The 22,255-nt window shown below is 50.5% G+C and carries 16 protein-coding genes; 7 read left to right on the top strand and 9 right to left on the bottom strand.

Features of this window, described 5'->3' with window-relative positions:
• Positions 1 to 81 precede the first annotated feature (81 nt).
• Complete coding sequence (locus T496_RS0107560) at positions 82 to 1,104, bottom strand: aspartate-semialdehyde dehydrogenase (RefSeq protein ID WP_027450217.1); 1,023 nt, start codon at positions 1,102 to 1,104, stop codon at positions 82 to 84.
• A 178-nt stretch (positions 1,105 to 1,282) separates the two neighbouring features.
• Between T496_RS0107560 and T496_RS0107565 the strand changes: the two genes are divergently transcribed.
• From T496_RS0107565 to T496_RS0107575, 3 genes are read left to right on the top strand one after another with little or no spacing between them, the layout of a single operon-like run.
• Positions 1,283 to 3,430 carry a cation:proton antiporter gene (locus T496_RS0107565; protein ID WP_027450218.1) on the top strand — a complete coding sequence of 716 codons (2,148 nt, stop codon included), beginning with the start codon at positions 1,283 to 1,285 and terminating at the stop codon, positions 3,428 to 3,430.
• Positions 3,423 to 4,160: an ABC transporter ATP-binding protein gene (locus T496_RS13710; protein WP_044110848.1), complete on the top strand. Its 738-nt coding sequence runs from the start codon at positions 3,423 to 3,425 to the stop codon at positions 4,158 to 4,160. The genes T496_RS0107565 and T496_RS13710 overlap by 8 nt, the downstream gene beginning before the upstream one ends.
• Positions 4,157 to 5,035: a CvfB family protein gene (locus T496_RS0107575; protein WP_027450219.1), complete on the top strand. Its 879-nt coding sequence runs from the start codon at positions 4,157 to 4,159 to the stop codon at positions 5,033 to 5,035. Before T496_RS13710 ends, T496_RS0107575 begins: the two co-directional genes overlap by 4 nt.
• A gap of 68 nt (positions 5,036 to 5,103) precedes the next feature.
• On the opposite strand, the gene T496_RS0107580 is transcribed toward T496_RS0107575, so the two are convergent.
• Positions 5,104 to 6,033, bottom strand: coding sequence for a hypothetical protein (locus T496_RS0107580; protein ID WP_155808756.1), 930 nt, complete (start codon positions 6,031 to 6,033; stop codon positions 5,104 to 5,106).
• 198 nt (positions 6,034 to 6,231) lie between these two features.
• Here T496_RS0107580 and T496_RS0107585 point away from each other — a divergent pair, with 198 nt between their 5' ends.
• The 4 genes from T496_RS0107585 to T496_RS0107600 are packed head-to-tail and all read left to right on the top strand — an operon-like array spanning position 6,232 to position 10,518.
• Positions 6,232 to 7,065, top strand: coding sequence for a peptidase associated/transthyretin-like domain-containing protein (locus tag T496_RS0107585; RefSeq protein WP_155808758.1), 834 nt, complete (start codon positions 6,232 to 6,234; stop codon positions 7,063 to 7,065).
• A 16-nt stretch (positions 7,066 to 7,081) separates the two neighbouring features.
• Positions 7,082 to 8,776 carry a hypothetical protein gene (locus T496_RS0107590; protein ID WP_155808760.1) on the top strand — a complete coding sequence of 565 codons (1,695 nt, stop codon included), beginning with the start codon at positions 7,082 to 7,084 and terminating at the stop codon, positions 8,774 to 8,776.
• 11 nt (positions 8,777 to 8,787) lie between these two features.
• Positions 8,788 to 9,942: a molecular chaperone DnaJ gene (locus tag T496_RS0107595; protein WP_155808762.1), complete on the top strand. Its 1,155-nt coding sequence runs from the start codon at positions 8,788 to 8,790 to the stop codon at positions 9,940 to 9,942.
• A gap of 12 nt (positions 9,943 to 9,954) precedes the next feature.
• Positions 9,955 to 10,518, top strand: coding sequence for a hypothetical protein (locus T496_RS0107600; protein WP_155808764.1), 564 nt, complete (start codon positions 9,955 to 9,957; stop codon positions 10,516 to 10,518).
• A gap of 35 nt (positions 10,519 to 10,553) precedes the next feature.
• Here T496_RS0107600 and T496_RS0107605 read toward each other — a convergent pair whose 3' ends face one another.
• The 7 genes from T496_RS0107605 to T496_RS0107640 all read right to left on the bottom strand — a co-directional run bounded on the left by T496_RS0107605 (position 10,554) and on the right by T496_RS0107640 (position 22,142).
• Positions 10,554 to 11,375: an alpha/beta hydrolase gene (locus T496_RS0107605; protein WP_081783590.1), complete on the bottom strand. Its 822-nt coding sequence runs from the start codon at positions 11,373 to 11,375 to the stop codon at positions 10,554 to 10,556.
• A 47-nt stretch (positions 11,376 to 11,422) separates the two neighbouring features.
• Entirely contained in the window at positions 11,423 to 12,955 is a 1,533-nt protein-coding gene (locus tag T496_RS0107610; RefSeq protein WP_027450226.1) for a RapZ C-terminal domain-containing protein, read from the bottom strand.
• Positions 12,956 to 13,273: 318 nt separating this feature from the next.
• Entirely contained in the window at positions 13,274 to 14,905 is a 1,632-nt protein-coding gene (gene groL, locus T496_RS0107620) for a chaperonin GroEL (protein ID WP_027450227.1), read from the bottom strand.
• Between the two features lie 37 nt (positions 14,906 to 14,942).
• Positions 14,943 to 15,215 carry a co-chaperone GroES gene (locus T496_RS0107625; protein WP_027450228.1) on the bottom strand — a complete coding sequence of 91 codons (273 nt, stop codon included), beginning with the start codon at positions 15,213 to 15,215 and terminating at the stop codon, positions 14,943 to 14,945.
• 129 nt (positions 15,216 to 15,344) lie between these two features.
• Positions 15,345 to 17,486: a RagB/SusD family nutrient uptake outer membrane protein gene (locus T496_RS0107630; protein WP_027450229.1), complete on the bottom strand. Its 2,142-nt coding sequence runs from the start codon at positions 17,484 to 17,486 to the stop codon at positions 15,345 to 15,347.
• Positions 17,487 to 17,498: 12 nt separating this feature from the next.
• Complete coding sequence (locus T496_RS0107635) at positions 17,499 to 20,750, bottom strand: SusC/RagA family TonB-linked outer membrane protein (protein WP_155808767.1); 3,252 nt, start codon at positions 20,748 to 20,750, stop codon at positions 17,499 to 17,501.
• Between the two features lie 54 nt (positions 20,751 to 20,804).
• Entirely contained in the window at positions 20,805 to 22,142 is a 1,338-nt protein-coding gene (locus tag T496_RS0107640) for a rhamnogalacturonidase (RefSeq protein WP_027450231.1), read from the bottom strand.
• Between the last annotated feature and the right edge of the window lie 113 nt (positions 22,143 to 22,255).

Genomic DNA, 22,255 nt, shown 5'->3' on the forward strand with positions numbered 1-22,255 from the left:
GAGATATAAGGAGATAGAGGGACAGCGGCTACCTTCCTTTATCTACATATATCTACTCAACATAATTCTATTATGTCGTCCTTACGCGAAGCAAGGCAGAGCCTTCTCTTTCACCAGGTACTCGCCAATCTGAACAGCGTTGAGGGCTGCACCCTTGCGAATCTGGTCGCCACTGAGCCAGAAGGTGAGTCCATTCTCGTCGGCCAGGTCCTTGCGCACACGACCTACGAAGACATCGTCCTTGCCGGCAGTCTCCAGAGGCATGGGATAGGTCAGCGTGGCGGGATCGTCAACCAGCGTGCAGCCGGGAGCGGCAGCGATGGCCTTCTGAGCATCCTCTACTGAGATGGGAGCCTCGGTCTCGATCCACACCGACTCTGAGTGAGAGCGCAGCGAGCTGACGCGCACACACATGGCCGAGCACTTGGCATCGGTGTGCATAATCTTGCGGGTCTCGTTGTACATCTTCATCTCCTCCTTGGTATAGCCGTTGGGCTGGAACACGTCGATCTGGGGAATCACATTGTATGCCAGCTGGTGGGGGAACTTCTTGATGGTCTTCACCTCGCCAGTCTCCACAATCTCTTTGTACTGCTGCTGCAGTTCGGCCATGGCAGCGGCACCGGCACCACTGGCGCTCTGGTAAGAGCTGACGTGGATGCGCTTGATGTGCGACAGCTGCTCCAGTGGCTGCAGCACTACTACCATCATAATGGTGGTACAGTTGGGGTTGGCAATGATGCCGCGGGGACGCTTCAGGGCATCTGCAGCATTGCACTCGGGCACTACCAGGGGCACATCGTCGTCCATACGGAAAGCACTCGAGTTGTCGATCATCACGCAGCCATAGCGGGTGATGTCTTCTGCAAACTCTTTTGAGGTGCCAGCACCTGCCGATGTGAAGGCGATATCAATATCCTTGAAATCGTCGCCATGCTTCAGCAGTTTCACTTCGATATCCTTACCACGGAACTTATATGTGCGACCAGCCGAACGCTCGGAGCCAAACAATACCAGTTCATCCATGGGGAAGTTTCTCTCATCGAGCAGTCTCAGGAACTCCTGTCCCACTGCTCCACTTGCACCTACAATAGCTACTTTCATCTTGCTTAATTTTTATTTGGTTCGTAAAATTCGGCTGCAAAGTTACGAATAAACATACAAAATGCAAAGAATAATTGGTTTTTTTTTCATTGTTATTGCTTTATAATTTCTGTTGACAAGAAAAAAAATGGTGGCAACAGGAAAGATTTAAACAATAATTCGTACCTTTGCACTTGAAATGATACTATTAGCCACATATTTCCCCATTGCCGACCCCACGCTGATATTCTTCGTGGTGCTGCTGATTGTCTTGTTTGCACCCATCATCATGGGTAAGCTGCGCATCCCGCACATCATCGGCATGGTGCTGGCTGGTATCCTGATAGGTCCGTTCGGGCTGAACGTGCTGCAGCGCGACGAGTCGTTCGAGCTGTTTGGGCGCGTGGGCATCTTCTACATCATGTTCCTGGCCGGACTGGAGATGGACCTGGAGAGCGTGAAGAAGAACACCAAGCGCTTCATCATCTTTGGACTGCTGACGTGCGTCATCCCGCTGATGCTCACCTACGTGATGTCAATGACGCTGCTGGGCTACAGCGGCAAGGCTTCGTTTCTGCTGGGCTGCATCATGGCATCCAACACGCTGATAGCCTACCCCATCATTGGGCGCTACGGTCTGCAGCGCAACTCCAGCGTGATGCTCAGCGTGGGCTCGTCGATGATATCGCTGTTTCTGTCGCTGGTTATGCTGGCTGCGCTGGTGGGCACGTTCGACGAGAACAGTGGCGTGGTGTTCTGGTTGCTGTTTGCAGTAAAACTGGCGGTCTATATGGCCGGCTGCATCTACCTGATACCGCGACTGACGCGCTACTTCCTGCGCCGCTATAGCGACCGCGTGATGCAGTACATCTTCATCATGGCGGTGATGTTCCTCAGCGCAGCGCTGTCAAGTCTGATTGGACTGGAAGGCATCTTCGGCGCCTTTTTCTCGGGTTTGATACTGAACAGATACATCCCCCACGTGTCGCCGCTGATGAACCGCATCGAGTTCATTGGCAACGCACTGTTCATCCCCTACTTCCTGATTGGTGTGGGCATGCTCATAGACCTGCACTCTGTGCTCGACAGTGCTCAGGTGATAGGCATCGTGCTGCTCATCGCCTTCTTTGGCACGTTTGGAAAAGCACTGGCCGCCTATACCTCGGCCATCATCTTCCGTCTGCCCAAGGCCGAGGGCCACATGATGTTCGGACTGACATCGGCCCACGCTGCCGGCGCCATCGCCATGACCATGGTGGGCATGCGCATCGAGGTGGCACCGGGGGTGATGCTGGTGAACAACGAGATGCTGAACGGCGTGGTGATGATGATACTGGTCACCTGCATCGTCTCGACCATGATGACCGACAAGGCTGCCAAGGAAATCATCTTCCGCGAGAAGCTGAACCTGGACATAGACCACAAGCCGCAGCACGACGACGAGAAGATACTGGTGTGCGTGAAATACCCCGAAATTGCGCCACAGCTAGTCTATCTGTCGCTGCTGATGCGCAACGAGAAACTGAGCCGCGGACTGGTGGCACTGAACGTGGTGTACGACGGACAGAACAGTGCTGTGGAGCGCGAACAGGGACTGCGACTGCTGGAACAGTTGGAGCGACAGGCCAGCGCCTCGGAGGTGATGATGCAGACGCAGGTGCGATTGGCCACCAACATTGCCAACGGCATCAAACATGCCTTCCGCGAGTTTGGATGCTCGGAGATTGTGATGGGCATGCACGTGCATACGGAGGTGTCGCCTAAGTTCTGGGGTGAGTTCATACAAAGCCTCTACAACGGACTGAACCGACAAATCGTGCTGACGCGATTTGAACAGCCACTGAGCACACTGCGACGCATACAGGTGGCCGTGCCCTCGCGCGCAGAGTTTGAGCCGGGCTTCCATCGCTGGCTGGAGCGCGTGTGCCGCCTGGCCGGACAACTGGACTGCCGCATACAGTTCCACGGACGCCAGGAGTCGTTGTCGCTCATAGCACAATATATTAATAATGTTCACCCACACGTACGTGGGGAATACACCCCCATGGGCCACTGGAACGAGTTGCCCAAGCTGGCTGCCGACATAGGCAAGGACCAGCTCTTCGTCGTCATCACTGCCCGTAAGGGTACTATCAGTTATAAAAACGCCTTAGAGCGACTGCCCGATGAGCTGACACAATACTTTGCCGGCACCAACCTCATGATCATCTTCCCCGACCAGTATGGCGACACGAAGGAAGACAGCATGAGCTTCACCGAGGCACAGCACTACGAGGAGAACAGCGTCTATGACATGCTCTCGCGCTGGATTCACACCGCAAGAAAGGCACCAAAGAACAATGATTAAATTAAGAAATATCACCAAGAGTTTTGGCTCACTGCAAGTGCTGAAAGGCATCGACCTCGACATTGCGAAAGGCGAGGTGGTGAGCATTGTGGGCCCCAGCGGTGCTGGAAAGACCACGCTGCTGCAAATCATGGGCACACTGGACCGTCCCGACAGTGGTACGGTGTGCGTGGACAACATAGACACCACCACACTCAGCCAGAAACAGCTGTCAGACTTCCGCAACCGTCATCTGGGATTCGTGTTCCAGTTTCACCAGCTGCTGCCCGAGTTCACAGCTCTTGAAAACATCATGATACCGGCCTACATTGCCGGACGTTCGAACAAAGAGGCAAAGGAGCGCGCCCTGGAACTGCTGCAGTTCATGGGACTCTCTGAGCGCGCCAGTCATAAGCCCGCAGAGCTGTCGGGCGGCGAGAAACAGCGCGTCGCCGTGGCACGTGCGCTGGTCAACAACCCCGCCGTGATTCTGGCCGACGAGCCCAGCGGTTCGCTCGACTCAAAGAACAAGGCCGAACTGCACCAGCTGTTCTTCGACCTGCGCGACAAGTTCGGACAGACATTTGTCATCGTGACCCACGACGAGGAACTGGCCACGCTGACCGACCGCACCATCCACATGAAAGACGGACTCCTGGCTGCGACAGACCATCTTCTTGAGCCTATTACGACCACCGAAGACACGGAAGCCACCGAGCCCATGAACCCCCAAAACCCCACTACCCTATGATACAATTAGGAAACTACAACACACTGAAAATTGTGAAGCGCGTGGACTTCGGCCTGTATCTGGACGGAGGCGACGAGGGCGAGATTCTTTTGCCCAAGAACTACGTGACACCCGAGATGCGCATTGGCGACGAGATCAGGGTGTTTGTCTATCTGGATCAGGAAGAGCGCACCGTGGCTACCACCGAGGCGCCACTGGCCATCGTTGGCGAGTTTGCCTATCTCGAAGTGGCATGGATCAACAAGTATGGCGCCTTCATGAAGTGGGGCCTGCAGAAAGACCTTTTCTGTCCTTTCCGCGAACAGAAACAACGCATGGAGGTGGGCAAGCACTATATCGTCTATGTGAAAGAAGACGAGGAGAGCCACCGTCTGATGGCTACGGCCAAAGTGGACAAGTACATCAGTCAGGCCGCTGCCAAGTCAAATGCTGAGGAGGCTACAGAGAAAACGGCCAAGGGCGACCTGCTGAAGCATGGCGACACGTGCGACTGCCTCATCTGGCAGAAGACCGACCTGGGCTTCAAGTGCATTATCAACAACAAGTATCAGGGACTGATCTTCGACAACCAGGTGTTCCAGCCACTGCACACCGGCGACCGCCTGACGGCCTACATAGACCATGTGCGCCAGGACGGCAAGATAGACATCACGCTGCAACCCACCGGACGCCAGCACACGCTGGAGTTTGCAGAGGTGCTGTTGCGCTATCTCTACGAGAACAACGGCCACTGCGAACTGTCGGACAATAGTCCGGCGGAACTAATCAGCGACCGTTTCAAGGTGTCAAAGAAAGCATTTAAAAAGGCAGTCGGCGATTTGTACCGCCGTCGGCTTATCACCATATCTGATGATGGGATATCATTAGTGCATTAATATTTCAAACTTAACATTTAGTTTTTTCATAAATTTTACCGCTGTCCGTGAGGATGGCGGTTTTTCTTTTAGAAAATACGACCCACGATACGCAGACTCATCATGGGGCACACCTTTACTTTACTGAGTATCTCTACGGCTTTGCTGCCTTCGCCAGAGAGGTCTGACGATTGTAGCTTTTCGTCGCCGTTGGCACCATGCAGATAAACTTCGGGGCTGCCCCAGAACTGTACACCCAGATCGAAGTTGCAAGACACACGGCTATGGCGGGGAACCGCACGACCAAAGCCCACGCCCAGGTACGGACGGAAGTTCTTCACCTTGATGCTGGCCTCCAGGTTACCATTGGCATCTGGCTCCAGGAAATAGTCGCCCATGTCGAAACCAACTTTATCCAGCTTACCACCGTTCATAGCACGGAGGGCAACCAGTTTAGTGAGGTCCTGACTATCATTATTCCAACGGGTGACGCCCATCAGCTCGCCCTCATTCTTGTTATACACCTTAATAATCTTATCGGCACCGAAGTAGGCACCAAGGGTAACACGGAAACTGCTGAGCTGGAAGGGATAGACATCGACCAACACATGGGCTGTTCCCATGTTGAGCTTGCCCTCTACGGTAATCTCGTTTGGAATCTGATAATCCTTGAACTCGGGACTGTTTTGCACCGTGTTGTTCAAATCGGCGAAATCCGTATCGAAATCCACATCCATCTTCAGCTTCGGCAGGAAGTTATAGCCAGCACGAAGAGCCAAAAAGCGTGTTGCCGGTGTGGCGAGCTCAACGCTCAAACCATTCATTACACCAATGCCGACACCAACGCCCAGATGGTTGAACACATTAGGGAACAGGCCGTTTCCATCGTTGTCGTCTGCCTGAACCGTCTGTTGCATTGTAGCAAGTTGTACATCTTGCGCAGAGGTCTGCGCCACATTTTGTGCCATGGACTGCATGGTGCCCAGCACCATTGCTCCGATTACCAAAAGTTTTTTCATATCAACAGTATTTTCGTGTGACATTAATGATTTTCTCCTTGCAAAAGTAAAACAAATCTACAATATTTCCAAGATATCTTCCTTTTTTCTTATCAACAAGGCTAAAGTAAATATGAAAATGAAAAAAAACGAGGCTCATCCATTGGAAAATAGAAATTATTTTTTATCTTTGCCACCATAAATTACTAGCACTCGCTTATGAAAAGAATTATCTTACTACTAACCGTTATCTTAACCTCCGCCCTACCATTGTTAGCACAAAGCTACACCATAAAGGGCAGAGTGACAGACAGATACGGAAACGCTATTGCCAATGCGGAGGTAAAGTTAGCCCACAGCAACATCATGACGCATACATGGATGAATGGTGCTTTTGAACTGAAAGGAAGAAATGCAAAAGAGAAAATCATCGTTAACAGTACGGGCAGAAAGACTGTCAAGAAAAAAGCCGAACCTTTCATGGAGGTGAGAATGAAGCCTCTAAATTGGTGGAACGAGACACCATCGAAATGGAACATCTTTGCCGGTGTAGAGTTGCTTGGTACCACTAACAACTGCATGCCCTTGGGTATTAGGATTGCTGCAGCAAAAAAATTTGGTATCTATGCCCACTTTGCCATGTCAACCATGCCCGATAATATAGGTAAGGCACATGGAGAAATCTTCAGTAGCAATAATTACAAGATAGGCAGCACCATCTTTGGCGCTGGTGGCATGGTTCGTCTTGGATGCCCCATATACTTTTATGCAGGTGTGGGCTATCGCAATGACCGTGTTTTCATAGAGCATCTGGCAAACAATATTACAAACGAGTCTGACGGCTATGTTGAGATAGACAAAGACTGGGCTAACAATTATTACACTGACGATGCTATGGAACACATCTTTGAAGCATGGCAAGGACTTGAAGCAGAATTTGGCTTCATGCTCAACTATAAGCAATTCTATGTGAATACTGGAATCAACACATCGGCCTTCGAACTAGACAATTGCGACACAATGTTGCACCTGGGAGTTGGCATGAAGTTTTAACTAAAACATGAAGGTTATGAAAAAGATCTACGCCTCTTTATTAATAGGAATCGCACTGATCTCACTGACAGCCTGCCAAGGCGATGGTGAGTTCTACGGACATTCTCCTTATATTAATTCTCCATATGCCAACTCCAAAGATGTCTCTGCCAGCAGCATCACTGTTTCAGGCATGACAGATCCATTCATGTTGGCTGACAATATTGATATGGATGAGGCCACCGAAATATATACTGGCGGCAGTTACGAAACGACCATCAGCAACCTTCGTCCCAACTCTTTTTATTATGTGGCCAACATCAAGACTGACGAATTCGGAAGTAAGTACATCAGTTATCCATCGGCTATACAAACCAAAGACTACGATGACAAAGTTCTCTTAGTATCCAACACGCAGGTAACTTTCAGTATGGGCACAGTGGATTATGACAAAATGCTAATAGCCGACAACGCAAACATGAGTGGAGCCATTGAGGCAGAGCTACACGATGACGCAGAACACAGTGCCAAGGAGCTCTCGTGCACACGTCCCAACACCACTTATTACTGGCTCACTGAGGCTACCGACTACCGAGGCATAACCTACCACAGTCCGGTAAATTCATTTACGACCAAGGACTGGGACATGTATTTCGAGTATATCACAACCACCGAGATGATGTTCAATGCTGGATCTGTTTATTACACGAAATGGTCTATCAGCGACAAAGCCGACATGAGCAACATTTTGGCAACGCAAACCTCTAAGAGATTTAGAGTGTGGGGAATGACACCCAACACCACCTATTACTACCAAACTGAAGCAACAGACATTTTCGGTCTTGTCTATAAGAGCCCCATCTTTAGTTTTAAGACATTGGACTACGAAGTAGAAACACTAGAACCAGAGGTAACCTCAGCCACTGCACGTCTGAAAGCCAAAATTAATGGTAATTCGACAGGGCACAGTTTCACAGTGAGGTTTGAAGTCAACAGGAACGGCAGCTACTATCACGCTTTTAATGCTCAATATGATGCACAGACCGACACTTACTACTGCGACATTGCCGTCATGAACAACAATAGTAGCTATAGCGTTACGGCAGAGACCATAGAAAATTATAAGACTTACAGCACTGGCAAGAGCATTGACTTCACTCTTGATACGCATCACAGCGCTGAAGCCATTGACATGGGACTGAGCGTGAAATGGGCTTCATGGAACGTGGGAGCACGCAAGCCAGAGGAGTATGGCGGTCTGTATTACTATGGCGACACCGAGGCTGCAACGGCTATTGGTGAATGGAAAAACCAATATAACATCAGTGGAACTTATAATGACATTGCTCGCAGAACTTGGGGAGGTTCATGGCGAATGCCCACTTATGATGAATTCAAAGAGCTATCTGACAATTGTAGCGTGGCCAACGAAACCCTTAATGGTGTGGCAGGCTATCGCCTCACGAGCAATATTAACAGCAATTCTATCTTCATTCCTTGCGCAGGCATACGCGCTAACTACTCTTTAGAAGTCACAGGACGTGGTACGACTACAGAGCTCTACAGCGGTACTGCTTCAGATTACTATAGGTGGGTAGAAGACAAATACGGAAGCACACATTACGGTCTATATCAGGTTTGGTATTTCTACTTCTCTGGCACTTATTTATCCTCTTCAATTGGAATTAACAACTACCAAATTGGACGAAGCATACGTCCCGTTTGCCCATAAAAAAGATGACTATGAAACGATTTATTATTTCGACCCTGATATTATCGACAGTTATTGTCGGCAAGGCACAGAATGCCATCCCCCAAAGTTTAAGAGAACTGTCAAAATGGGAAAAGGCGATGAAAGTAAAAGCAAACAGCGGTGATGCTGATGCTTGCCGTTTGTTAGCACTCAGCAACTGGGAGAAATATGCTGGTTATGGACAGCACGCCATGGAACTGTATTCTGAACAGAAGACAGGTGAAGCCTATTACCACATGGCGGAGCTCTGCATCAACGACACCGAGCTGCGCGACTCATTCCTGCTGCAATCCAAGCAATTGGGATATGCGAAAGCATCCGAGCAGATTGAGGCGCTGAAGAAATCACAGCAATCCACTTTCACAGCTGAGGTCGAGACATCCACACACAACACCACATATCTCTCTGATCAACCCATGCGCGATGTTGCACTCAGCATAGAACTGGAACGAACGCCCGAGGAAGCGAAGTTCTATATGGAAGCAGCAAAAAAATACCAAAACATCCATCACCGTCGTGAAGCCATCTGGTATTATGACCTCGCCTATAGCATCGACCCCAATGGATGCTCTGAAGCAAAGAACCGCGCCGACGAACTGCGCCAACAGATGCGCAGAGAAAGGTATCATGCCCAGCAGCAGCTACAACAAGAGCAATTACAGCGCGAGATAAATAGTCAGCAGTGGCAACAACTGGCAATTGCAGCATCCAATCTAACGGCATCACTACAGCATCCAAGAAGTAGTTCTGCAACTACATACAGGTCTCAGTCATCAGCAGCGACACCACGCGCTACATCAAACAGCTACACTTCTGACAATGAGAACAAACTGAATGATTTACGCAACGAAAGACGCGAAAACGCACAAAAGAAGGCAACAGATCTTGGCAGCAGAGTAAAATATGGTGCCGACAAGAAAGAAGAGACTTGTCGTAATTGCAAAGGCTCTGGAAAAGTTAATTGTCATGTATGTCACGGAAAGGGGACCATAAGTTGTCCAGGATGCAACGGAAATGGATATCCCGCTGGATTCAAAAACCGCACATGCAGCATATGTAATGGAAGGACCAGGGTTAAGTGTAACTGGTGTTACGGAAAGGGAACAGAGAAATGCATATCATGTAATGGTAAGGGAAAGAAATAAAAGAGAGAGATTATGAAAAAGATCATATTATCACTTGCTCTATTCTTCTGCGGAATAACCACTATTTCGGCAGAAGACAATTACACGGTGTCTCCTGAGGAGGAATTCATTGTCGTCTCTACAATCAACACAGAGATGGGAGACCCTCTGAAAAAGAAGATGAAGAACTGGCAGAAGATAGAAAAGAACGACATGTTTGCTCTTTCTACGGAACAAGCACTTCAACTGAAAAACTACTTGAATACAAAAGGCAAGAAACAGATGAAGCGAGGACGCATCCTCTTCTGGACAGGACTGGCATGGCCTATTGTTGGCGGTCTTGTCAGTGGGCTCACAGGCTCCGCTATTCCTGCCGGTATCTCTGCTGGATTGGGAATCGGTCAGATGACCTGGGGCTATATGGATATGTATGGCGCCCGACAGAAACTGGACAACAGCCGATTAATCATTGTCAATGTGCCTTTACTGCAATTCGACCATGACAACGGCGTTTCAACCAAATTGGGATTGGGAATAACAGAAGACCAATGGCGCAAAGACATGGCCATTGGTCCCAAAATAAGCTTTGTTTTCTAATTACAACTTAATAGTCCAGGCCTCACACGTCTGGACTATTTTAGAAATAATTCCAGCTGTTCGACTTCCTGCTGGAACTCGTGAGGTTTGAAGCCATGACCGGCACCGGGGATGACGTGCAGACGGGTGCCCTTGCGGTAGAGCTGCTGCGCCCGACGTGAGTCGTCCATAGACACGATACGGTCCTGGTCGCCCTGAACAATCAGTACAGGACCACGATATTTGCCGATGATGTCCAAAGGATGCATGTCGTGTATTTCCTCAAAGAAGCGACGTCCCATCTTGACGCCCCACAGTTCGGTGACGTCCTGAATGGCTTCCACCTGCGGATAATACTGACGCCAGTTGTCGGGGATGCACAGGGCTGGATAGACCAGCACCAGCTGGCTCACCTGCCCTTTCAGTTCGGCAGCGGTCAGTGCAGACACCAGTCCGCCCTGACTCTCGCCAACGAGCACAATGTGGCGGTGGCCCTGACTGCGGAAATGCTTCACAATGGCACGGAGGTCGCTCACCTCGTCAAGGATAGACATGTTGAGGGTGTTGTTGTCGGAACGGCTACGCACCGAACCACACGGGAAATCGAAGGTGTAGCACTGATAGCCTTTGCGACTCATCACGTCGAAATAATGGCGACCATAATCGAAAGAGCCATTAAAGCCATGGGCGATGATGGCTATCGGTGCCTTTTTTCCTGTGACGGCAGGCGTGAAGAGTTCGCCATAGATGTGGCGACTGCCATTGTCTATCCATAACTCCTGCACACGGCCATTGGCTACGGTGCTTACTTGTTCCAACTGTGCCATAATGGCAAATGGTGTCAGGAACAGAATGATTAGTGTAAGTAGTTTTTTCATTGTTATATAAAAAAAGATTGAGCCCACAAGAAAGTGGACTCAATGAGTTATTGTTTTGCTTCAAGTGTCTGACGGATGTTCTGTTCGCGATGACAGATGCGCACTTCAACACCGAACTGCTGATGGATGTGCTCTGCCAGATGCTGGGCACTATATACGCTGCGATGCTGTCCGCCGGTACAGCCAAACGAGAACATTAAAGAAGTAAAGCCACGCTGGATGTAACGCTCTACATGCGCATCAGCCAGTTTATAGACACTCTCCAGGAATGTCAGTATCTCGCCATCGTCTTCGAGGAAACGAATCACTGGCTCGTCAAGACCGGTCAGCTGCTTATAGGGCTCATAACGTCCGGGGTTGTGGGTGGAACGACAGTCAAAGACATAGCCGCCACCATTGCCGCTCTCGTCTTCGGGGATTCCCTTTCGATACGAGAAACTGAAAACCTTCACAACCAAAGGTCCTTTGCCATCGTATTTTGAGAATGTGGCTGGACCATCCTTGGGATGCGCCTTATAGGGATTGTTGTCGGTGGTCTTGTAGCCATCGGAACGAGGGGCTGGCACTTCTATGCGCTGGAAGCGTGGCAACTCGGTGAGTTTGCGCAACAGCGAAACCAGATAGGGATATTGGAAATCTGCCGTTTGTAGAAGCTCACGCAGGTTCTGTATGGCAGGAGGTATGCTATCGATGAAATGTTGTTTACGCTCGAAATAGCCACGGAAGCCATAGGCACCCAGCACCTGTAGTGTGCGGAAGAACACGAAGAGCTGTAAACGACTGGCAAAGATCTCGCGCTTGGGCATCTCTATAAACTGCTGGGCGGCCTCGTAGTAGTCGTCGAGAAGCTCACTGCGCAGTTTGTCGGGATAACGGGCAGAGGCCTGCCACAAGAACGAGGCCAGGTCATAGTAGAAAGGACCGCGACGACCACCTTGGAAATCAATAAAGAATGGTTTGCCGTCTGTCAACATGACATTACGCGCCTGAAAGTCGCGATAGAGAAAACTGTCACACTTCTCTGCCGTGAGATCTTTAGCCAGCAAACGAAAGTCTGCCTCGAGCTTCAGCTCATGGAAGTCGAGCTCGGTGGCTTTCAGAAAGCAATACTTAAAGTAGTTGAGATCAAAGAGCACCCCTTCGATATTGAATTCCGGCTGAGGATAACAGTTGGAGAAGTCCAGTTCGCGGGCACCACGAAACTGCACATTGGGCAGTTCGCGAATGGTGGCTTTCAGCAATTCCTGCTCTTTCAGCGTATAACGACCACCTGCCTCGCGACCACCACGAATGGCATCGAAGAGAGACACCGATCCTAAGTCCGTCTGCAGATAGCGCAACTCGTCTTCGCTGACGGCCAACACCTGTGGAACAGGCAACTGGCGCTTGGAGAAATGGCGTGCCAAATAAATGAAGGCATGATTCTCGTCGCGACTGGTGCCAATACACCCCACAACGCTTTGTCCTTCGCCATCCGTCATACGATAATAAATACGGTTGCTACCAGCCACAGGCAACTGACTGGTGACGGCAGGTTCCTCGCCTCGCCACTGTTTATAGAGTTCTAATAGTTGATGCATGCTACTGATTTCATGATTTATGCGACAAAGGTAATAGTTTTATTTGATTCTTGCAAAAAGAAGAGCATAAAAAAAGCCGGCTGTCTCACGACAACCAGCTCCAAAAACAAACTACTTAAAAACTAATCTACTAAAACAAATCAAAAAAATATCTTTTCTGATGCAAAAGTACGAACATTATTCTTACGAACCAAACTTTTTGATACAAAAAACTTTGGATTTTGATATAAATCAAGGCGAAAGAGAAGTCTTGAACTTTTCTTTCGCCTTTTGTAAAGTTGAGTTGGCAAAACGCCTTACATACTCATTCTTATAGACTTACATCATGCCGCCCATTCCTGGAGCGCCACCCATTGGCATGGCAGGCTCCTTCTCGGGCTTGTCGCAGATGAGGCACTCGGTGGTCAGGAACATGCCAGCGATAGAAGCGGCGTTCTCGAGAGCTACACGAGAAACCTTGGCAGGATCAATAACACCTGCAGCACGCATATCTTCGTACTTGTCGAGGCGGGCATTGTAACCGAAGTCACCCTTACCCTCACGAACCTTCTGAACAACTACGGCACCCTCGCCACCAGCGTTGGTCACGATCTGGCGCAGAGGCTCCTCGATGGCACGCTTGATGATGTTGATACCAGTCTGCTCGTCGGCATTGTCGCCCTTCAGGTCGGCCAGTACGTCGAGTGCGCGGATGTAAGTGGTACCACCACCTGCTACAACACCCTCTTCGATAGCAGCACGTGTAGCGCAGAGTGCATCGTCAACACGATCCTTCTTCTCCTTCATCTCTACCTCGCTATTAGCACCTACGTAGAGAACAGCTACACCACCTGACAGCTTAGCCAGACGCTCCTGCAGCTTCTCTTTATCGTAAGAAGAAGTAGTATTCTCGATCTCAGCCTTGATCTGGTTGATACGATCCTTGATAGCCTGAGAGTCGCCAGCACCATTAACGATGGTGGTGTTGTCCTTAGTAACGGTCAGCTTCTCACAGGTGCCCAGCATCTCGAGTGTAGCCTGCTCCAACTTCAAGCCCTTCTCCTCGCTGATAACGGTACCACCTGTCAGAACGGCGATATCCTCGAGCATAGCCTTACGACGATCGCCAAAGCCAGGAGCCTTGACAGCGCAAATCTTCAGACCACCACGCAGACGGTTTACTACCAGTGTGGTCAAAGCCTCAGAGTCAACATCCTCAGCAATGATCAGCAAAGGACGGCCGCTCTCTGCAGCGGGCTGCAGGATGGGCAGGAACTCCTTGATATTAGAAATCTTCTTGTCATAGATAAGGATGTAGGGGTTCTCCATAGCGCACTCCATCTTCTCGCTGTCTGTAACGAAGTAAGCTGACAGATAGCCACGGTCGAACTGCATACCCTCTACAACACCGATATGTGTGTCGCGGCTCTTGCTCTCCTCGATAGTGATGACACCATCCTTAGAAACCTTGCGCATAGCCTCAGCTAGCAGTTCACCAATCTCCTTATCGTTGTTGGCAGATACAGTAGCCACCTGCTCGATCTTATCGTAGTTGTCACCTACCTGCTCAGCGCTCTTGGCGATGAAGTCGGTAACAGCCTTCACGGCCTTGTCGATACCACGCTTCAGATCCATAGGGTTAGCACCTGCAGTGACGTTCTTCAGACCCTCTGAAACGATAGCCTGTGCGAGAATGGTAGCTGTTGTTGTACCATCACCGGCATCGTCACCAGTCTTAGAAGCAACGCTCTTTACGAGCTGTGCGCCAGTGTTCTCGAAGTGGTCCTCGAGCTCGATCTCCTTAGCTACAGACACACCGTCCTTGGTGATCTGAGGAGCACCGAACTTCTTCTCGATAACCACGTTACGACCCTTAGGACCAAGGGTAACCTTTACTGCATTAGCCAACTGGTCAACGCCCTGCTTCATAGCATCGCGGGCATCCATATTGAATTTAATCTCTTTTGCCATGATACTTCAATTTTTCAATTCTTCAATCTTTCAATTCTTACTTCTCAATCACAGCGAGCACATCGCTCTGACGCATCATCAGGAACTTCTCACCGTCGAGTTCGATTTCGGTTCCGCTATATTTTCCATAGAGAACTTCGTCGCCTTCCTTCAGGATCATCTCTTCGTCCTTGGTACCCTTACCTACGGCCTTGATAAGACCACGAAGGGGTTTCTCTTTTGCTGTGTCAGGAATAATAATTCCACCGATTTTCTCTTCAGCCGGTGCAGGCAATACGAGCACGCGGTCTGCTAATGGTTTAATGTTCATAACTATATGTTTTAATTTTGAATAATATTTTGTTCTGCCAGAATGTAAGCGAAAAGCGTGCCAAAATGTCTTTGCTGACAATTTGGCACGCTTATATTTATATTATATTAAGGTAAGCGCGAGAAGCAATTACTTGTTTTTAAAGCCATACCCATTCGTAAAACCACCGTTGCTAAGCACGTTGGGCGTGAAAGGCCAGTAGTGGATGGGGGCCGACTCACAGTCGTATTCATAGAACAGATACTTATCGTATTCGTCGCGATTCTCGATCAGGGTCTTTCCCCAATCCTGGGCTTTATAGCCATCAGCCTCGAGCGCTATCTTCTCGGCATCAGTGAGGGGCGTAAAGAGACCACGGATGGCCAGGTTGGGGGCGTAAGAAGCATCGACCACCAAGCCGTAGCTACTCCAGTCGTCTTTGACGCCACGCCAACCAGGGAAGAGCAGCGGGTCATCCTCCTTGCCTGCAGGGCACTGCGCCGTCAGTCTATGGCCAAGAACGGCATTGCCACCTACAGACTTCGTATATACCTGAGAAGAGATCACATTGCCATTCTCAAAACGATAATAGCCATCGGCCTCCAGTCCATCCATCATCTGCCTGGTGAGTTGCTTGATGGCCTTGATCTTCTTGCCGATCAGTCCTGTGCGGATGAGCACCTGACGACGGTCACCCTCGCCGGCAAACTCAAACCCGCGTTCATCGATGACGGCTTCAAGCAGAGAGCCTTCACTGGCAATAAAGTCATCGACACGAGCCTGACCGGCGGGGAAAGCACGATCACGAATGATCGTCAGATATTGCTTGGCTTCAACATCATCGCCCAACATAGCGCAAGCCTCAGCATATCCCAGATAAATCTCGGAAAGACGCATGTATGGTCCGTTGATGCCTGACTTACGATTATAGGAGGTCCACACCTTAGCCTGGCGGTTCTCATCCCATTTATTGTAGGAGATGCCCCCACCCTTTCCCTGTGAACCAGGCGTGAAGGGAAGCAGTATCTCGGTGCCTTTACCGCCATTGGTGGCAGTGACGGTGCAACAAACATCACGGCGATTGTCGTTAGGTGCGAACATGCCATAATAGAAAGCAGGATTGATGCGCCCCTGACCGTAGTTCTTGCATGGGAAGTTGTCTGTTTTATTGCCGGTGGTAGGACGTCCGAAGCTATAAGGGCGAGCATCATCGCTAGTGCCTTGTGCGATAGCTACCTCATAGATGCTTTCATCGGCGAAGCCATCATCGCTGTCGTGCATCTGCTGGAAGAAGTACTGGTAGGGATTGTCATAGACGCGGCCCTTATCCGACTTACGCGGATCGGTGGTGTGAAAGACAGCCGAACCAGGCTGCGCTATCACTTCTTTGAAGTAGCGCTGAGCCAGTTTGTAGTACGTCAGATAGTCTGTGCGGCGCCCATAGGCAGCCCCATTGGTTTCGCGTCCCATCGTTTCGAAGGTCAGCACCTGTCCCTTGCCGTCGGTGCGTGGCGAGAGGTCGCCACGACGAGTCTGATAGCCGCCTGCCTCCAGGGCGATGCGACCGATGAGACCTTCGACATAAGTACGTGAGAAGTAGTTCTTGCCCGTGACACCAGGTATGCTGCCCAAACGATACATGACAGGCACAACCTGCTGGAGTTCGTCGAGCACCACATCATAGATAGAGTCGCGCCCACAGAGATTGCCCGAATCCGTAGGCTTGCCACTGAGATAAGGCACGTCGCCAAAATACTTCAGCAACTCGCGATAGGCCGTGGCTTTCAGCGCCACCGCCTCGCCATAGAGTTGGCCCATGGTACACGCCTTTCCATCGGCCAGCATCTGGTCATAGCTGTCGGACGAGCGGATAGACTGTATCACAATGTTTGCCTTGTTGATTACAGAATAGAGTTTGGCATAAGTATCATTCTCTTTCTGATAGGAAAGCAAAGCGTAACTGCCGGCATAAGTGCCATTCTGATAGAAACACTCAGGATAGTGGCGACCGGGCTGCGACTCAAACTTCTCCGGATGACGCTCGATGTCGCTTCCCGCCACATCAGAGGCATAGAAAAGTCCATCGCCAAACACCCTGTTTTGCGCCACATCGATCCATGCGGCATAGGCGCCCTCGAGGGCTGCACGCGCTGTCTCGCTGGTAGAGAAGACAAAGGCGGCATCGACCTTCGATGGAGAGTCGGTCTCAAGAAAATCGCTACAGGAAGAAGCCACTGTCAGCATTCCCGCTGCATATATTGCAGCATATACTATTGTTCTTTTCATCATCATTCCTCCCAAAAATTAAAATGCCACATTTAGTCCGAAAGTATAGGTGCGAGCACGTGGATAGGCGTTCCAGTCGTAGTTAGGAACGGGGAAGCCGTTCTGTCCGTCTGGACGCGTATTCACATCGGGGTCAACACCTTTATAGCCAGAGAGGCAGAACAGATTGCCTCCTGTGACGTAAACACGCAACTGGGACACACCGACTTTCTTGGTCAGCGTCTTTGGCAGCGTATAGCCCAGCGTGAGCGTATTGAGGCGCAAATAGCTGGCATCCTCAATAAACTCAGACGACACCACGCCATATTCACAATAAGGCAGTGCATGCTTGGCACCACTATTCAACGCAGAGAGCGCAAGTGGTTCGGTGACGGGCTGCAGGTCACCGTTGGCATCCACGTCAAGAATACGGTAGCAGTCGGCCACAAAAGCCAGACGGTTCCAGCCATAGCTGGTATTCTTATTGCCCATCATGGAATGCATGGCATTGGCATTATAGACATCGCCACCAATCTGATAGGTGAAACCCACGCTGGCATCGAAGCCCTTGTAGTTGGCATTCAGGTTCACACCACCCGTGTGCTGCGGCATGGCATGACCGATGATGATCACATCGTCCTCGGTCACTGTGCCGCTCTGGTCTGTATCGGCAAACCGCACCATGCCGGGGAACGCCGTCTGTCCGTCAGGGCGATTAAAATACTGGCCGCCACTGTAGTTCACCACGCCCTGGATATCAGGCACGCCAGGTTTCAACGTCCAGACGCCATTGACGACATTAAAGTCATCGACGGTATAGAAGCCGGCAGACTTAAAGCCTAGAATGGTACCCACCGGTTCGCCCTGACGAATGATGTAGTCATTATAGGGTCTCTTCGTTGTAGAGCCCCAATCGGTGTTTGTGTCTGCATTAACACCTTCCACGACATGCTCCACCCGGTTTCTGTTGTAATTATAGGTGGCATTAATGCTCAGGTTGAAATCCTTTGAGCGAACGATCTCGTAGAACAAAGCCAGTTCCAGACCGCGATTGGTGGTCTCACCTACGTTTTGGTATTGATAGCTATGACCAGTTGTCTCTGCCACGGGCACCTTCATCAGGATGTCCTTGGTGTTATTCCAATAAGCCTCAACAGAGCCACGCAGTTTGCCGTTCCAGAAACTGTAGTCCACACCCACATTACGACTGATGGTGGTCTCCCACTTCAGATCGGGATTGGCCAGGATCTCACCAGGCTTGAACGTGATGGTACGCTTATCGCCATTCCACGTTATCTCCGGCACCCAATACTCTTTCCACAGCGAGGCGTCGATATCATCATTTCCCGATGTGCCATAACTGAGACGCAACTTCAGATTGTCGAGCCACCCGCGAGCAGACGCCATGAAGGGTTCGTCGCTGATGCGCCATCCCATAGCCACAGACGGAAAATAGCCCCAATGGTTGTGGGGAGCGAAGTTAGAACTGCCATCGGCACGCAGCGTGGCATTGAAAAGATAGCGACCACGGAAGTCATAGTTCAAACGGGCAAACCACGATGCCGTGTGGCGAGGGTCACCTTGCGTATTATAGAAATCGGACACCTGTTTTGTCTGATCCAGATAGGCTTCTTTCATGTTATACATCTGGATAAGACCGAAGGCTGTCTTCATGTCGAACTCAGAAGGGAAGCCAGCGCCAGTGATACGACTACTGTTTGACTTTGAAGCAAGTATCTCATTGCCTGCCAGCAGTGCCAGCTTATGGTCGTCACCCAGTCCCTGCACATCGTAGTTCAACGTGGTGGCCCATCGCAAGCCATAGCCATCGCCCTTGGTCAGTTGGGCCTGATTATAGGGGTTGACAGAATGACCCGCATCCCAATAGCGCGTCTCACTCCAGTTGCGCGACAGCGACAGTTCGCTTTTCGCCGTGAGTCCTTTCAGGACGTTCCATGTCAACGTGCCGATGCCACGCACGCGCTGTCGGGTGGTGAACTGTGTGTAATTATCGATGATGGCCGTTGGCGAGAAGCTAGCCTCAACACTGGATCCGCCCATCGACAGCAGGGCCGAGTTATCCGTTCCCAATGGTGCATCAACAGGACGATAGCCATAGACGTTGTTACCTGCGGCATAGTCGAACTTAGTGCCATCGAACCGCATATCGCCATAGCGCAGATTGGCATCGAAGGTGAGGTCTTTGGTGATCTTCTGCGAGATTTTGAAGTTGGCACTCCAGCGGCGGAAACCCGTTTTCTCACGTATGCCATCGTCTTTCAAATAGCTCACGGTGGCATAGTATTTCGTGTTCTGATTGCCACCCGAGAGAGACAGGTCGTGGTTCCACGAGCCTGCAGTCCTCATCACATCGTTCACGTAATTGTGAACCCCTACAGACTTATAATCATTGAGATGATTGCCATAGGCAGATCCCAGTCCGAAGTACTCTGCGATTCCCTCATCCTCGTTGTTGGCATAGGCCTTTGCATAGCTCCAGGTGTGGAGCACATAGTCATAAGCATTCATCACGTCGAGGGTCTTAGCTGACTCCTTGACCTGATAATACATATTATATTTAACGCGTGCTTTGCCATCGCCTGTGGCTCCCTTGGTGGTCACAAGGATCACACCATTAGCACCACGGGCACCATAGATGGCCGTGGATGCACCGTCTTTCAGCACATCGATAGACTCGATATTATCAGCAGGGATGTCACTGATGTCGCTGACCTGCACACCATCGACGATAAAGAGCGGGTCGTTGCTCTGCGTGATAGACCCACCGCCACGCACGCGGATGCTCATCGTGGCACCGGGGCGACCGTCTTGCGAGAACACGCTGACGCCAGGCAACTGTCCTTGCAGGGCCTGGGCAACGTTAGCCACAGGATTAGCTGCCAACTTCGCACCGCTGACAGATGCCACGGCACCTGTCAGGTCTTTACGCTTCGTCGTGCCATAGCCGATGACCACCACATCCTCGAGTGTTGTGTTGTCTTCCTCCAGAATGATGTCCAGCCTCGATTTGGTACCCACCTTGATGGCTTGAGACTTGAAACCGATGTACGTCACGCTTAAAATGGTGGATGGCGAAGCATCGTTGACCACAAAGTGACCATCAATATCAGTCACCGAGCAAACGCTCTTACCCACCGACACGGTCACACCCACCATCGGTTCGCCGTTGACGTCTTTCACCGTGCCCCGAATGGTTTGTTGGGCATAGGCGCCAACACCTGTCAATGACAGCAGTAAGGCCATTGAGGCCTTCGTTAATAGATGTTTCATAGTAATAGTTGATTATGTATTTTATTAGATGTCTGCCGCGAATGAGAGAGAGACTTAGCGTCTCTCACCATTCACCACCACGTTTTTCAGCGTCAGCTGATCCACGGGATGGTTCTCGAAGGCTTTCTTCTTGGCAGCATCCTTCACGTTGATATTCTCGAAGGAGAAGTTCTTCAGTGCGTACTTGTCAGACCCTTCCACGTTAAAGAAGGTGCCACAGTCCATGTTGATGTTCTTGAAAGTGATGTCATTACACTGCGACAGGGGCATATCTTCACGGTCTTCCTTTTGATAGAACTGTGTCCAGGGCTTCACCAACAGGAAGCTACGGCAATGACCGGTGAAGTCTTCCACGCGTACATATTCGTAGTGCTGCGGTGTGTCGGGGCGCATCTTCAGCCACAACACATTCTGCGTGTTATCGGTATGACAACGACGCATGATCACATTCCAGTCGTGCACAGACTCAGAGCCCAGCGTCATACAGCCGTGCACCGTGCCATAATGGCAGTTCTCCACCAGGATATTATAGCAAGGACCGTTCTCGGGTGCCTTGTCGGCATAGGTGCCCTTGCCACCCTTCAGCACCACGGCATCGTCGTTGACGTTCATATAGCAACCGCGCACCACCACATCGTGGCACACATCGATATCGATGGCATCGGTAGAGGGGCCCTTGATGCCTGTGGTTGCAGAATAGATATAGAGGTCGAGGTAGCGCACGTGGTCGCAACGGTAGATATGATTGGTCCAGAAGGGCGAGTTGATGAGTCGCACATCCTGGATGGTCACATTCTTGGAGTTGGAGATATAGGTCAGTCGTGGACGCTGAGCATCCTTGTTGGTGCACTGTGGGTTCCACTGGCGACGAATCCAGAACTCGTGCCAATAGTCTTGTCCGTTGCCATCGATGGTGCCCTTGCCGGCAATGGTAAATCCATCCACACCATCGGCATTGATCAGTGCGACAAAATATTGACAGGTTTGTCCCTCGATGCGCGTCTCGCGAATCTCGAAATCGCGGATGCGATCTGAGCCTTTCAAGACGCCCCCTTCTTCGACCAAGAGGTGCGTGCCCTGCTTGAAAAACAGACTGCCGGAATAGAACGTGCCCTTAGGCACAACGATGACGCCGCCTCCATTCGTGGCAGCACGGTCGATCACAGCTTGTATCTCGCGGGTTTGCACATCGGTAGTGCCCTGACGCACGCCATAATCCGTCAGTATATATTTGCGTCCGAGGGTCTCCACATCCACCTTGGCAGTGTTTGTAAACCATGCGGCCATCGGTTCGCCATTGGGCCATGTCTCCTGAATTTGCGTTTTTTTCTTACCTACGGCAGTGAAACACACCATGAGGAATGCTACTGCCAACACGAGTTTCTGCTTCATTGAATCTGTTTTAAGTTATTTGTTTTTATGGTACAAAGATACGACATAATATGCAAACGACCAAGGAAATAATACTTATTTTGACGGCCAAGCGCACTTTTTGCAAGCTTTTT

Source organism: Xylanibacter brevis P6B11, assembly GCF_000621825.1.
Classification (GTDB): Bacteria; Bacteroidota; Bacteroidia; order Bacteroidales; family Bacteroidaceae; genus Prevotella; species Prevotella brevis.